The sequence below is a fragment of the Pelomonas sp. KK5 genome (assembly GCF_001984095.1).
GTDB lineage: Bacteria > Pseudomonadota > Gammaproteobacteria > Burkholderiales > Burkholderiaceae_C > KK5.
In genome coordinates this window covers 15,496-28,847 of the sequence record NZ_LYVQ01000067.1, presented here as the reverse complement: position 1 = coordinate 28,847, position 13,352 = coordinate 15,496, and the positions used below count along the sequence as shown (strand labels likewise).

Annotated in this window: 13 protein-coding genes and 1 tRNA gene; all 14 read left to right on the top strand. The window is 65.8% G+C overall.

What is annotated here, in order from left to right:
• A partial coding sequence (locus B0W88_RS12795) for a pyridoxal phosphate-dependent aminotransferase (RefSeq protein WP_077035045.1) occupies positions 1 to 973 on the top strand: 973 nt, incomplete at its 5' end.
• A gap of 156 nt (positions 974 to 1,129) precedes the next feature.
• Positions 1,130 to 1,390, top strand: coding sequence for a 30S ribosomal protein S15 (rpsO, locus tag B0W88_RS12790; RefSeq protein WP_077035042.1), 261 nt, complete (start codon positions 1,130 to 1,132; stop codon positions 1,388 to 1,390).
• Positions 1,391 to 1,576: 186 nt separating this feature from the next.
• On the top strand, positions 1,577 to 3,721 hold the full coding sequence (pnp, locus tag B0W88_RS12785; RefSeq protein ID WP_077035041.1) for a polyribonucleotide nucleotidyltransferase: 2,145 nt from the start codon (positions 1,577 to 1,579) through the stop codon (positions 3,719 to 3,721).
• A gap of 24 nt (positions 3,722 to 3,745) precedes the next feature.
• Positions 3,746 to 4,735, top strand: a complete 990-nt coding sequence (locus B0W88_RS12780; RefSeq protein ID WP_077035040.1) for an NAD(P)H-quinone oxidoreductase — start codon at positions 3,746 to 3,748, stop codon at positions 4,733 to 4,735.
• Between the two features lie 17 nt (positions 4,736 to 4,752).
• Positions 4,753 to 5,493, top strand: coding sequence for a triose-phosphate isomerase (gene tpiA / locus B0W88_RS12775; protein ID WP_077035039.1), 741 nt, complete (start codon positions 4,753 to 4,755; stop codon positions 5,491 to 5,493).
• A 31-nt stretch (positions 5,494 to 5,524) separates the two neighbouring features.
• The gene (secG, locus tag B0W88_RS12770; RefSeq protein ID WP_077035038.1) at positions 5,525 to 5,914 is read left to right on the top strand and encodes a preprotein translocase subunit SecG; all 390 of its coding nucleotides are present in this window, start codon (positions 5,525 to 5,527) and stop codon (positions 5,912 to 5,914) included.
• A 144-nt stretch (positions 5,915 to 6,058) separates the two neighbouring features.
• Positions 6,059 to 6,143: transfer RNA gene (locus tag B0W88_RS12765), tRNA-Leu, on the top strand.
• Between the two features lie 239 nt (positions 6,144 to 6,382).
• Positions 6,383 to 6,742: an NADH-quinone oxidoreductase subunit A gene (locus tag B0W88_RS12760; RefSeq protein ID WP_077035037.1), complete on the top strand. Its 360-nt coding sequence runs from the start codon at positions 6,383 to 6,385 to the stop codon at positions 6,740 to 6,742.
• Between the two features lie 35 nt (positions 6,743 to 6,777).
• A complete protein-coding gene (locus B0W88_RS12755) occupies positions 6,778 to 7,254 on the top strand; it encodes an NADH-quinone oxidoreductase subunit B family protein (protein WP_077035036.1) in 477 nt (158 codons plus the stop codon).
• A gap of 2 nt (positions 7,255 to 7,256) precedes the next feature.
• Positions 7,257 to 7,868, top strand: coding sequence for an NADH-quinone oxidoreductase subunit C (locus tag B0W88_RS12750; protein WP_077035035.1), 612 nt, complete (start codon positions 7,257 to 7,259; stop codon positions 7,866 to 7,868).
• Positions 7,869 to 7,871: 3 nt separating this feature from the next.
• Positions 7,872 to 9,125: an NADH-quinone oxidoreductase subunit D gene (locus tag B0W88_RS12745; RefSeq protein WP_077035034.1), complete on the top strand. Its 1,254-nt coding sequence runs from the start codon at positions 7,872 to 7,874 to the stop codon at positions 9,123 to 9,125.
• Positions 9,122 to 9,634: an NADH-quinone oxidoreductase subunit NuoE gene (nuoE, locus tag B0W88_RS12740; protein ID WP_077035033.1), complete on the top strand. Its 513-nt coding sequence runs from the start codon at positions 9,122 to 9,124 to the stop codon at positions 9,632 to 9,634. The genes B0W88_RS12745 and nuoE overlap by 4 nt, the downstream gene beginning before the upstream one ends.
• Positions 9,635 to 9,646: 12 nt before the next feature.
• Complete coding sequence (nuoF, locus tag B0W88_RS12735; RefSeq protein WP_077035032.1) at positions 9,647 to 10,996, top strand: NADH-quinone oxidoreductase subunit NuoF; 1,350 nt, start codon at positions 9,647 to 9,649, stop codon at positions 10,994 to 10,996.
• A gap of 13 nt (positions 10,997 to 11,009) precedes the next feature.
• On the top strand, positions 11,010 to 13,337 hold the full coding sequence (gene nuoG, locus B0W88_RS12730; RefSeq protein ID WP_077035031.1) for an NADH-quinone oxidoreductase subunit NuoG: 2,328 nt from the start codon (positions 11,010 to 11,012) through the stop codon (positions 13,335 to 13,337).
• The last annotated feature ends 15 nt before the right edge of the window (positions 13,338 to 13,352 follow it).

The following is a 13,352-nucleotide window of genomic DNA, read 5'->3' as shown; positions in this document are numbered from 1 at the left end:
GCTCGGCCAGCCCGAGGTTGTGGGCGTAAAAGGTCTCGCCCGCTACGTCAGCGCGCTGCACAAGCCGGTCGGCAGCGAGCGCATCGCGGTGACCTCGTCCGGCGTCAACGCGCTGATGGTCGCGATGCAGGCGCTGGTGTCGCCGGGCGACGAGGTGGTGGCCGTCGTGCCGCTGTGGCCAAACCTGGTGGCACAGGCGGCGATCATGGGCGCGCGGGTGAAGCGCGTCTCGCTAACGCCGAAACTCGGCGCATGGGGCCTGGATCTCCAGCACCTGCTCGACGCGATCTCGCCGGCCACGAAGGTGTTGATCGTCAACGCCCCGAACAATCCGACCGGCTGGACGCTCTCCCGCGCCGAGCAGCAGGCGCTGCTCGCGCACTGCCGCCGCACCGGCACCTGGATCGTCGCCGACGAGGTCTACGAGCGGCTCTACTACGCCGCGCCCTGTGCCCCCAGCTTCCTCGACGTGGCCGAGCCTGACGACCGCCTGATCGTCATCCACAGCTTCTCGAAGAGTTTCCTGATGACCGGCTGGCGCCTGGGCTGGATGGTGCTGCCGCCGGCGCTGCTGGACGGCGTGGCCAAGCTGCTGGAATTCAACACCTCCTGCGCGCCGGTGTTCGTGCAGCGGGGCGCGCTGGCTGCGCTAGACATCGCCGACGACTTCGTGCCGCAACTGGCGGCCCGCATGCGCCACTGCCGCGACACGCTGCTGCCGCTGCTGCAGGCGCTGCCGGGTGTCGAGGTGCGGCCGCCGCTGGGCGGCATGTATGCCTTCTTCCGCCTGGCCGGGCAGGACGACTCGCTGGCGCTGGCGAAGCGCCTCGTCACCGAGGCGGGCCTGGGCCTGGCGCCGGGCGCGGCCTTCGGCGACGAAGGGGAGGGTTGGCTGCGCTGGTGCTTCGCTTCGCGTGACCCGCAGCGCCTCGTGGACGGGGTCGGTCGACTGAGATCGTTTCTCGGTCTATAATCCGTCGGTTCTGCCCGTTACGGGTGGGATGTAGCAAGCACGGTGGGAGTCGGTTTCACTCCCATTCGCAAGTTAAACCTATGGAAACCGTCTGTGATCGGCGCAGCCTGGCTGCCTGTTCCAGCGGCTTTTCCGCTCACAAACTGGAACATCGATATGTCGATCAACAAGGCTGAAATCGTTCAAGCCAACGCCCGCGCCGCCAACGACACCGGTTCGCCGGAAGTCCAGGTCGCTCTGCTGACCGCGCGCATCAACATGCTGACCCCGCACTTCAAGACCCACGCCAAGGACCACCACGGTCGTCGCGGTCTGCTGAAGATGGTCAACACCCGCAAGAGCCTGCTGGCCTACCTGAAGCGCAAGGACGCCGACCGTTACGTCGCGCTGATCCAGAAGCTGGGCCTGCGCAAGTAATTTGCGGCCATGAACGAAGAGCCTGTCTGGTCCTGCCAGTACAGGCTCTTTGCATTTGAAGTATTTCAACGAGGAGTTGGGCTGACGTGACGCTGCTGTGTCATTCCACGGATCCGGAGATCCGTGGAATGGCATTGCGTCAAACCCAGACTGCTCCCTCAACCAAGAAGCACAAGGAGAAAAGCAATGACGACGAGCATGTTCAACAAGATCACCAAGACCTTCCAATGGGGCCCGCATTCGGTCCGCATGGAAACCGGCGAGATCGCCCGCCAGTCGAGCGGCGCCGTGCTGGTGGACATCGAAGGCACCGTGGTGCTGGCCACCGTGGTCGCCAAGTCCGAAGCCAAGGCCGGCCAGGACTTCTTCCCGCTGACCGTCGACTACATCGAGAAGACCTACGCCGCCGGCAAGATCCCGGGCAGCTTCTTCAAGCGTGAAGGCCGCCCGAGCGAGCTGGAGACGCTGACCAGCCGCCTGATCGACCGCCCGATCCGCCCGCTGTTCCCGGAAGGCTTCTTCAACGAAGTGCAGGTCGTCATCCACGTCCTGTCGCTGAACCCTGAAGTGCAGGCCGACATCGCCGCGATGATCGCCTCGTCGGCCGCGCTGGCCGTCTCCGGCATCCCCTTCGCCGGCCCGATCGGCGCCGCGCGCGTGGGCTATGTCAACGGCGAGTACGTGCTGAACCCGGGCAAGACCGAGCTGGCCAACTCCAAGATGGACCTGGTCGTCGCCGGCACCGAAGCCGCCGTGCTGATGGTCGAGTCCGAAGCCGACGCGCTGTCCGAAGAAGTGATGCTGGCTGCCGTGGTCTATGGCCACGACATGGGCAAGGTCGCGATCAACGCGATCCACGAACTGGTGCGCGACGGCGGCAAGCCGGTGTGGGACTGGAAGGCCCCGGCCAAGGACGAAGCCTTCATCGGCAAGGTCAACGCGCTGGCCGAAGGCCCGCTGCGCGAGGCTTACCAGATCCGCTCCAAGCAGGCCCGCACGCAAGCCTGCCGCGTGGCGACGGCTAACGTCTTCGCTGCACTGACCGCCGAAGGCACCGCCTTCGACAAGGTGGAAGTGGAAGGCCTGCTGTTCGAGATCGAAGCCCGCATCGTGCGTGGCCAGATCCTGGCCGGCGAGCCGCGCATCGACGGCCGCGACACCCGCACCGTCCGCGCCATCGAGATCCGCAACAGCGTGCTGCCGCGCACCCACGGCTCGGCCCTGTTCACCCGCGGCGAGACGCAGGCCCTGGTCGTCGCCACGCTGGGCACGGACCGCGACGCGCAGCGCATCGACGCGCTGGCCGGCGAGTTCGAAGACCGCTTCATGCTGCACTACAACATGCCCCCGTTCGCCACCGGCGAGACGGGCCGCGTGGGTTCGCCCAAGCGCCGCGAGATCGGCCACGGCCGCCTGGCCAAGCGCGCGCTGGTCGCGATGCTGCCGAGCAAGGAAGACTTCCCGTACTCGGTGCGCGTGGTCTCGGAAATCACCGAGTCCAACGGCTCCTCGTCGATGGCTTCGGTCTGCGGCGGCTGCCTGGCACTGATGGATGCCGGCGTGCCGATGAAGGCCCACGTGGCCGGCATCGCCATGGGCCTGATCAAGGACGGCAACCGCTTCGCCGTGCTGACCGACATCCTGGGTGACGAAGATCACCTGGGCGACATGGACTTCAAGGTGGCCGGCACGACCGGCGGCATCACCGCCCTGCAGATGGACATCAAGATCCAGGGCATCACCAAGGAAATCATGCAGGTCGCGCTGGCGCAGGCCAAGGAAGCCCGCCTGCACATCCTCGACAAGATGGTCGAAGCCATGGGTACGGCCAACACCGAGGTGTCGCAGTTCGCGCCGCGCCTGTACACGATGAAGATCAACCCGGAGAAGATCCGTGACGTGATCGGCAAGGGCGGCGCCACCATCCGTGCGCTGACCGAAGAAACGGGCACGACGATCGACATCGGCGAAGACGGCACGATCACCATCGCCTCGACCGACGCGGAGAAGGCCGAGCACGCCAAGAAGCGCATCGCCGAGATCACCGCCGAAGTGGAAGTGGGCAAGGTCTACGAAGGCCCGATCACCAAGATCCTGGACTTCGGTGCCCTGGTGAACCTGCTGCCGGGCAAGGACGGCCTGCTGCACATCAGCCAGATCGCCCACCAGCGCGTGGAGAAGGTCACCGACTTCCTGAGTGAAGGCCAGATCGTCAAGGTCAAGGTGCTGGAGACGGACGAGAAGGGTCGTATCAAGCTGTCGATGAAGGCGCTGATCGATCGCGAAGCCGCGCCGGTGCAAGCCGCTCCGGAAGCCGATCACCACAACTGATCGGCACGACGCCGCCGCTTCACGATGAAAGCCATCGCCATCACCCAGTTCGGCAAGCCCGAGGTGCTGCAGATCGAGGCAAGGCCTGACCCTATCGCAGGCGTTGGGGAGTGCCTGATCGCTGTGCGCGCCTACGGCATCAATCGTCCGGATGTTCTTCAGCGCAAGGGTCACTACCCGCCGCCGAAGGGCGCCAGCGACCTGCCGGGTCTGGAGGTGGCGGGCACCATCGTGGCGGGCGATGCGCAGCAACTGGCTGCGGCCGGCCTGAAGGTCGGCGATGCGGTCTGTGCGCTGGTCGCTGGCGGCGGCTATGCCGAGCTGTGCACTGCGCCGATCGGCCAGTGCCTGCCGGTGCCCAATGGCTGGAGCTTCGCTGAAGCCGCCAGCCTGCCGGAGACCTTCTTCACCGTCTGGTCCAACGTGTTCGACCGCGCGCAGTTCAAGGCGGGCGAATCGATCCTGATCCACGGCGGCACCAGCGGCATCGGCGTCACGGCACTGCAACTGGCCAAGGCCTTCGACGCGAGCCAGGTGATCGTCACCGTCGGCAATGCGGCCAAGGCCGAGGCCTGCCTGAAGCTCGGCGCCGATGTGGCGATCGACTACAAGCAGCAGGACTTCGTCGCCGAGGTGCAGAAGGCCACCGGTGGCCGCGGCGTCGACGTGATCCTGGACATGGTGGCCGGCAGCTATGTCGAGCGCAATGTGCAGGCGCTGGCGATCGACGGCCGTGCCGCCGTGATCGCGGTGCAGGGCGGGGTGGAAGCGAAGTTCGATGCCGGCCTGCTGCTGCGCAAGCGGCTGACGATCATCGCGTCGACGCTGCGCCCGCGGCCGGTCGAGTTCAAGGCCGCGATCGCGCAGCAGTTGCGCGAGAAGGTCTGGCCGCTGCTGGAATCGCGCCGCATCGCGCCGATCATCTACCGTGAACTGAAGGCGGAGCAGGCGGCCGAGGCCCATGCCCTGATGGAGTCCGGCGAGCACGTCGGCAAGATTGTCCTGACCTGGTAAAGCAGAACACTACGCCTATGCGAAAGAAACTCGTCGTCGGCAACTGGAAGATGAATGGCAGCCGCGCGGCCAATGCCGTGCTGCTGGCCGGGCTGAGGGAAGCGGGCCCGTGGAGCGCCGATGTGGCGGTCTGCGTGCCGTTCCCGTACATCACCGAGACCGCGCTGGCCCTGACCGGCACGCAGCTCGCCTACGGCTCGCAGGATTGCTCGGCGCACGAGCAGGGCGCGTACACCGGCGAGGTCTCCTCGCTGATGCTGCACGACCTGGGCTGCCGCTATGCGATCGTCGGCCACTCGGAGCGCCGCGCCTATCACCACGAGAGCGATCAACTGGTGGCCGACAAGGCCAAGGCCGCGCTGGCGCACGGCGTGACGCCGATCGTCTGCGTCGGCGAGACGCTGGCCGAGCGTGAGGCGGGGCAGACCGAGGTGGTCGTCAAGCGCCAGCTGGCCGCGGTGATCCACACGCTCACGCATTGCATCGGCGAGATCGTGCTGGCCTACGAGCCGGTGTGGGCGATCGGCACCGGCCTCACGGCCACGCCGGAGCAGGCGCAAGCGGTGCATGCCGTGCTGCGCACGCAACTGCATGCCGCCACGCAGAAGAGCGATGCGATGCGCATCCTCTACGGCGGCAGCATGAAGGCGGACAACGCCGTGGCGTTGCTGGGCCAGCCCGACATCGACGGCGGCCTGATCGGCGGCGCGAGCCTCAAGGCCGCGGATTTCGCCGCGATCTGCCGGGCTGCCGGTTAACTAGAGAAAAGAATTCCCTGGAGTTTGTTAAATGCAATTTGTCTCGAATCTGATTCTGGTTTTGCAACTGCTGAGCGCGCTGGCCATCATCGGCCTGGTGCTGGTGCAGCATGGCAAGGGCGCTGACATGGGTGCCTCCTTCGGCAGCGGCGCCTCGGGCAGCCTGTTCGGCGCCACTGGCAGTGCGAACTTCCTGTCGCGCAGCACGGCCGTCGCAGCGACGATCTTCTTCTGCTGCACGCTGGGCCTGGCCTATCTGTCCAACCATCGCGGCGGTGCGGCTGCCTCGGATAACGGTCCGATTCAGCGCAGTGCGCCGATCGTGGCGCCGGCTCCGGCGGCCTCGGGTGCAGGTGCCATTCCGGGTGCTGCGCCTGCTGTCGTGGCGCCTGCATCGGCGGCCGCTTCCGGCGCCAACTGATCGTGTTGGTGCGGCGGTCTGACGCGTTGTGCGCAGACCGCTATTTTTGGTGCGTCTTCCTCGGGACCCCAAAAATTTCGGTATAGAATTCAAGGCTGTTCTGACAAGCAATCCTCAAGCAAATCGGAACACGGAAAGCGACTTGCGGTCGTGGTGAAATTGGTAGACACGCTATCTTGAGGGGGTAGTGGCGAAAGCTGTGCGAGTTCGAGTCTCGCCGACCGCACCAGATTTGATCGGTTAGGATTCGCGGGTTTGTTTCTTGCAAGCCTGAGAGTGACTGGCCGGGGCGCCCTGGTCCATCGAAGGAAGAAGTGAGAACCCTTCGAGGCAGGGAGACAAGGCGGGCGCAGTCCGTAGGCGATACGAGTTATCGCAAACGGCGCGCCCTTTCCTTTTGTGGAATCGAAATCATTGCTGTTGTGTAGCCTGCAGGCTGCTAACGGCGAAAACGAGCAGCGTGACCTTATGAACCTGGATCAGTACCTCCCCGTCATCCTCTTCATCCTGGTCGGCGTCGGCGTCGGTGTGGCGCCTCAGGTGCTCGGCTTCCTGCTCGGCCCGCGCAAGCCGGACGCCGCCAAGAACTCTCCGTACGAATGCGGCTTCGAGGCCTTCGAAGACGCGCGGATGAAGTTCGACGTCCGCTACTACCTGATCGCCATCCTCTTCATCCTCTTTGACCTGGAAATCGCCTTCCTGTTCCCCTGGGCCGTCGTGCTCAAGGAAATCGGCGCGGTGGGCTTCTGGTCGATGATGAGTTTCCTGACCATCCTCGTGCTGGGCTTCGTCTACATGTGGAAAAAGGGCGCCCTGGATTGGGAATGAGCCTGGCGGTCTGAACGAATAGAAAGAAGCTTGCAATGGGTATTGAAGGCGTCATGAAAGAAGGCTTCGTCACCACCTCGGTCGACAAGCTGATCAACTGGTCCAAGACCGGTTCCCTCTGGCCGATGACCTTCGGCCTTGCCTGCTGTGCCGTCGAGATGATGCACGCGGGCGCTGCGCGTTATGACATCGACCGCTTCGGCATGTTGTTCCGCCCCAGCCCCCGCCAGTCGGACCTGATGATCGTGGCCGGCACGCTGTGCAACAAGATGGCGCCGGCGCTGCGCAAGGTCTACGACCAGATGGCCGAGCCGCGCTGGGTGCTCTCGATGGGCTCCTGCGCCAACGGTGGCGGCTACTACCACTACAGCTACTCGGTGGTGCGCGGCTGCGACCGCATCGTGCCGGTGGACGTTTACGTGCCCGGCTGCCCGCCGACGGCCGAGGCGCTGCTCTACGGCATCCTGCAACTGCAGGCCAAGATCCGCCGCGAAAACACGATCGCCCGCTGAACATGACGACGACTCCTACCCTCGACACGCTGAAGGCGTCGCTGGAAGCCGCGCTCGGTGAGCAGATCCAGAGCATCAAGAACGAACTCGGCGAGCTGACGGTCACCGTCAAGGCTGCGGGTTATGAGGCCGCCGCGAAGACGCTGCGCGACCACCCTGAGCTCGCCTTCGAGCAACTGGTGGACCTCTGCGGCCTGGACTACAGCGACTACGGCAACGGCGCGAGCCCGGTGGCCGAGGGCCCGCGCTTCGGCGTGGTCTCGCACCTGCTGTCGATCAGCAAGAACCAGCGCCTGCGCCTGAAGGTGCTGTGCCCGGACGACGAGCTGCCGCTGGTGGCCTCGGTGACGCCGATCTGGAACTCGGCCAACTGGTTCGAGCGCGAGGCCTTCGACCTCTACGGCATCATCTTCGAAGGCCACGAGGACCTGCGCCGCATCCTGACCGACTACGGCTTCATCGGCCACCCGATGCGCAAGGACTTCCCGACCTCGGGCAACGTCGAGATGCGCTACGACGCCGATGCCAAGCGCGTGATCTACCAGCCGGTCACCATCGAGCCGCGTGAGATCACGCCGCGCGTGATCCGCGAAGACAACTACGGCGGGCTGTAAACCATGGCCGACATCAAGAACTACACCCTCAACTTCGGTCCGCAACACCCGGCCGCGCACGGCGTGCTGCGCCTGGTGCTGGAGCTCGACGGCGAGATCATCCAGCGCGCCGACCCGCACATCGGCCTGCTGCACCGCGCCACCGAGAAGCTGGCCGAGAGCAAGACCTTCATCCAGTCGCTGCCCTATATGGACCGTCTCGACTACGTGTCGATGATGTCCAACGAGCACGCCTACTGCCTGGCCATCGAGAAGATGATGGGCATCGAGGTGCCGCTGCGCGCGCAGTACATCCGCGTGATGTTCGGCGAGCTGACCCGCATCCTGAACCACCTGCTGTGGTTGGGCGCGCACGGCATCGACTGCGGCGCGATGAACATCCTGATCTACTGCTTCCGCGAGCGGGAAGACATCTTCGACATGTACGAAGCGGTCTCCGGCGCGCGCATGCACGCGGCCTACTTCCGTCCGGGCGGCGTCTACCGCGACCTGCCGGACTCGATGCCGCAGTACAAGGTCAGCAAGATCAAGAACGCGAAGACCATCGCGCAGATGAACGAGAACCGCCAGGGCTCGCTGCTGGACTTCATCGAGGACTTCGCGAACCGCTTCCCGAAGAACGTCGACGACTACGAGACGCTGCTGACCGACAACCGGATCTGGAAGCAGCGCACGGTGGGCATCGCCGTCGTGTCGCCCGAGCGCGCGCTGAACCTGGGCTTCTCCGGCCCGATGCTGCGCGGCTCCGGCATCGCCTGGGACCTGCGCAAGAAGCAGCCCTACGACGTCTACGACAAGATGGACTTCGACATCCCGGTCGGCACCGAGGGCGACACCTACGACCGCTACTGCGTGCGCGTGGAGGAGATGCGCCAGTCCAACCGCATCGTGCAGCAGTGCGTGAAGTGGCTGAAGGCCAACCCCGGCCCGGTGATCACCGACAACCACAAGGTGGCGCCGCCGGCCCGTGTCGACATGAAGTCGAACATGGAAGAGCTGATCCACCACTTCAAGCTGTTCACGGAAGGCTTCCGCGTGCCGGAAGGCGAGGCCTACGCCGCCGTCGAGCACCCGAAGGGCGAGTTCGGCATCTACATCGTCAGCGACGGCGCCAACAAGCCCTATCGCCTGAAGATCCGCGCCCCGGGCTTCCCGCATCTGGCCGCGCTGGACGAGATGGCCAAGGGCCACATGATTGCCGACGCCGTGGCCGTGATCGGCACGATGGACATTGTTTTCGGTGAGATCGACCGATGAGTGATCAACAGTACGTTCTGAGCGAAGCCACCGCCGCGCGCTTCGCCCGCGAAGTGGCGAAGTACCCCGCGGAAGGCAAGCAGTCGGCCGTGATGGCCTGCCTGTCCATCGTCCAGCAGGAAGAGGGCTTCGTCGCCCGTTCCGCGGAAGACGCGATCGCCGCCTACCTCGGCATGCCGGCCATCGCCGTCTACGAGGTGACGACCTTCTACAACATGTACAACCAGAAGAAGGTCGGGCAGTTCAAGCTGAACGTCTGCACCAACCTGCCGTGCCAGCTGCGCGACGGGCAGAAGGCGCTGGAACACCTGTGCACGAAGCTGGGCGTCGAGATGGGCGGGACCACCGCCGACGGCGTCTTCACCGTGCAGCAGAGCGAGTGCCTGGGCGCCTGCGCCGACGCGCCGGTGATGCTGGTCAACGACCGCCAGATGTGCAGCTTCATGAGCCACCAGCGCCTGGACGAGCTCGTCGACGTGCTGCGTGCCAACGCTGCCCCGAACAACTGAGGGATCGGAAACATGCTGGACCTCTCGAAGTTTCAAGCCAAGGGCGTTGAAACCTGCTTCCACGATCGGCACATCGGTGCGCAGATCTATGACGGCCTCAACGGCAGCAACTGGGGCATCAAGGACTACATCGCCCGCGGCGGCTACCAGGCCCTGCGCAAGATCCTGACCGGCGAAGGCACGGCTGAAGGCACGCCGCTGACGTCTGATCAGGTCATCGCCGAAGTCAAGGCCTCGGGCCTGCGCGGCCGCGGCGGTGCGGGCTTCCCGACCGGCCTGAAGTGGAGCTTCATGCCCCGCCAGTTCCCGGGCGCGAAGTACCTGGTCTGCAACTCGGACGAAGGCGAGCCGGGTACCTGCAAGGACCGCGACATCCTGATGTTCAACCCGCACATCGTCATCGAAGGCATGGCCATCGCCGCCTTCGCGATGGGCATCCAGGTCGGCTACAACTACATCCACGGCGAGATCTTCGAGGTCTACGAGCGCTTCGAGGCAGCCCTGGAAGAGGCACGCGCCGCCGGCTTCCTCGGCGACAAGATCCTGGGCTCGAACTTCTCGTTCCAGCTCCACGCGTTCCACGGCTTCGGCGCCTACATCTGCGGTGAAGAGACCGCGCTGCTCGAATCGCTGGAAGGCAAGAAGGGCCAGCCGCGCTTCAAGCCGCCGTTCCCGGCCAGCTTCGGCCTGTACGGCAAGCCCACGACGATCAACAACACCGAGACCTTCGCCGCGGTGCCCTGGATCATCCGCAACGGCGGCCAGCCCTACCTGGAGATCGGCAAGCCGAACAACGGCGGCACCAAGATCTTCTCAGTCAGCGGCGACGTCGAGAAGCCCGGCAACTACGAGATCCCGCTGGGCACTCCCTTCAGCAAGCTGCTGGAGCTGGCCGGCGGTGTGCGCAAGGGCCGCACGCTGAAGGCGGTGATCCCCGGCGGTTCGTCCGCCCCGGTGCTGACGGCCGAGGCGATGATGAACTGCACGATGGACTATGACTCCATCGCCAAGGCCGGCTCGATGCTGGGCTCGGGCGCCGTCATCGTGATGGACGACTCGCGCTGCATGGTCGAGAGCCTGCTGCGCCTGGCCTATTTCTACGCCCACGAGAGCTGCGGCCAGTGCACGCCCTGCCGCGAAGGCACGGGCTGGATGCACCGCGTGATCGAGCGCATCTACCACGGCAAGGGCAAGGCCTCGGACCTGGACCTGCTGAACTCGGTGGCCGACAACATCCAGGGCCGCACGATCTGCGCGCTGGGCGATGCCGCCGCGATGCCGGTGCGCGCCATGATCAAGAACTTCAAGCCCGAATTCGTGAAGATGATCGAGGCTGCCCAAGGCGCCAAGCAAGCAGCCTGATCGGAACTAAAAAATGGTTGAAATCGAACTCGACGGTCAGAAGGTAGAGGTCCTGGAAGGCAGCATGGTGATGCATGCGGCCGAGAAGGCCGGTGCCTACATTCCGCACTTCTGCTACCACAAGAAGCTCTCCATCGCCGCCAACTGCCGCATGTGCCTGGTGGACGTGGAGAAGGCGCCCAAGCCGATGCCGGCCTGCGCCACGCCGGTGACGCAGGGCATGATCGTCCGCACCAAGAGCGACAAGGCGGTCAAGGCCCAGCAGGGCGTCATGGAATTCCTGCTGATCAACCACCCGCTGGACTGCCCGATCTGCGACCAGGGCGGCGAGTGCCAGCTGCAGGATCTGGCCGTGGGCTACGGCAGCGGCAAGAGCCGCTACACCGAAGAGAAGCGCGTCGTCTTCCACAAGAACGTCGGCCCGCTGATCTCGATGGAAGAGATGAGCCGCTGCATCCACTGCACCCGCTGCGTGCGCTTCGGCCAGGAAGTGGCCGGCGTGATGGAGCTGGGCATGGCCCACCGCGGCGAGCACAGCGAGATCCAGACCTTCGTCGGCCGCTCGGTCGATTCGGAGCTGTCGGGCAACATGATCGACATCTGCCCGGTCGGCGCGCTGACCAGCAAGCCCTTCCGCTACAGCGCCCGCACCTGGGAGCTGTCGCGCCGCAAGAGCGTGGCCCCGCACGATTCCACCGGCGCCAACCTGATCGTCCAGGTCAAGGGCCAGCAGGTGATGCGCGTCGTCCCGCTGGAGAACGAAGACGTCAACGAATGCTGGATCGCCGACCGCGACCGCTTCTCGTACGAGTCGCTGAACGGCGACCAGCGCGTCACCGCGCCGATGATCAAGCAGGGCGGCGCCTGGAAGCAGGTCGACTGGTCCACCGCGCTGGAATACGTCGCCAACGGCCTGAAGCTGGTCAAGGCCGAGCACGGCGCGGCCGCCATCGGCGCGCTGGCCACCGGCCACAGCACGGTCGAAGAACTGCATTTGCTGGCCAAGCTGGTCCGCGGCATCGGCAGCGGCAACGTCGACTACCGCCAGCGCCATGCGGACTTTGCCAATGTGGCGCCGGCCGGCTCCGCGCAGTGGCTGGGCACCTCGATCGCCTCGCTGTCCGAAGTGGACCGCGCGCTGGTCGTCGGTTCCTTCCTGCGCAAGGACCATCCGCTGTTCGCGCAGCGCCTGCGCCAGGCGGCCCGCCGCGGCGCCAAGATCTCGGCCATCGTCGGTGGCGAGGAAGACTGGCTGATGCGGGTCGCCAACCGCATCGTGTCGGCGCCGAGCGCCTGGCTGCAGTCGCTGGCCGACGTGGCTGCCGCGATCGCCGCGAGCAACGGTGTCGCCGCTCCCGCCGCCGGTGAAGCGACCGACGCCGCCAAGGCCGTCGCCGCCTCGCTGCTGTCGGGCGCCAAGAAGGTCGTGCTGCTGGGCAATGCCGCCGCGCAGCATCCGCAGGCAGCGAGCCTGCTGGCCCTGGCCAACTGGATCGCCGCGCAGACGGGTGCTTCGGTCGGCTACCTGACCGAAGCCGCCAACACCGTCGGCGCGCAACTGGTCAAGTTCCTGCCTTCGGACGGCGGCCTGAACGCCGGCCAGATGCTGGCGGGCGACAAGCTGAAGGCCGTGCTGCTGCTGAACACCGATCCGGTGCTCGACAGCGCCAATGCCGCCGCAGCCGCCAAGGCATTGAACGCCGCCGAGATGGTCGTCGTGATGAGCCCGTTCAAGACCGGTCTCGAATACGCGGACGTGATCCTGCCGACCGCGCCGTTCACCGAGACCTCGGGCACCTTCGTCAACGCCGAGGGCCGCGCGCAGAGCTTCGTCGGCGTCGTCAAGCCGCTGGCCGAGACCCGTCCGGGCTGGAAGATCCTGCGCGTGCTGGGCAACCTGCTGGCGCTGGACGGCTTCGAGCAGGAAAGCTCCGAGCAGGTGAAGACCGAGGCGCTGGGCGTGGGCAGCGATTTCGCCGGCCGCCTGAGCAATGCGACGGGTGCGTCGATCCAGGCCGTTAGCACCAACGGCGGCATCGAGCGCCTGGCCAACGTGCCGATCTACGCCACCGACGCGCTGGTCCGCAACTCGACCTCCCTGCAGCTGACGACCGACGCCAAGACGGCCGCCGTCGCCGGCATCCCGTCGGCGCTGTGGACGCAACTGGGCTTGATCGAGGGCGCCCGCGTCCGCATCACGCAGGACGGCGCCGGCGCCGCTGAACTGGCCGCCAAGCTCGACGCCAGCCTGCCGGCCAACGTGGTCCGCGTGCCGGCCGGCCTGGCCGAGACCGCCGCGCTGGGTTCGATGTTCGGCGCGCTGAACCTCAGCAAGGCCTGATCGCGAGGAACAAGA

What these genes read in the sequence shown, in the direction of transcription:
- B0W88_RS12745 (WP_077035034.1), top strand. Translation starts at nt 7,872, where the DNA reads ATGGCCGACATCAAGAACTACACCCTCAACTTCGGTCCGCAACACCCG.
- nuoF (WP_077035032.1), top strand. Translation starts at nt 9,647, where the DNA reads ATGCTGGACCTCTCGAAGTTTCAAGCCAAGGGCGTTGAAACCTGCTTC.
- B0W88_RS12760 (WP_077035037.1), top strand. Translation starts at nt 6,383, where the DNA reads ATGAACCTGGATCAGTACCTCCCCGTCATCCTCTTCATCCTGGTCGGC.
- pnp (WP_077035041.1), top strand. Translation starts at nt 1,577, where the DNA reads ATGACGACGAGCATGTTCAACAAGATCACCAAGACCTTCCAATGGGGC.
- rpsO (WP_077035042.1), top strand. Translation starts at nt 1,130, where the DNA reads ATGTCGATCAACAAGGCTGAAATCGTTCAAGCCAACGCCCGCGCCGCC.
- tpiA (WP_077035039.1), top strand. Translation starts at nt 4,753, where the DNA reads ATGCGAAAGAAACTCGTCGTCGGCAACTGGAAGATGAATGGCAGCCGC.
- B0W88_RS12780 (WP_077035040.1), top strand. Translation starts at nt 3,746, where the DNA reads ATGAAAGCCATCGCCATCACCCAGTTCGGCAAGCCCGAGGTGCTGCAG.
- nuoG (WP_077035031.1), top strand. Translation starts at nt 11,010, where the DNA reads ATGGTTGAAATCGAACTCGACGGTCAGAAGGTAGAGGTCCTGGAAGGC.
- B0W88_RS12755 (WP_077035036.1), top strand. Translation starts at nt 6,778, where the DNA reads ATGGGTATTGAAGGCGTCATGAAAGAAGGCTTCGTCACCACCTCGGTC.
- nuoE (WP_077035033.1), top strand. Translation starts at nt 9,122, where the DNA reads ATGAGTGATCAACAGTACGTTCTGAGCGAAGCCACCGCCGCGCGCTTC.
- B0W88_RS12750 (WP_077035035.1), top strand. Translation starts at nt 7,257, where the DNA reads ATGACGACGACTCCTACCCTCGACACGCTGAAGGCGTCGCTGGAAGCC.
- secG (WP_077035038.1), top strand. Translation starts at nt 5,525, where the DNA reads ATGCAATTTGTCTCGAATCTGATTCTGGTTTTGCAACTGCTGAGCGCG.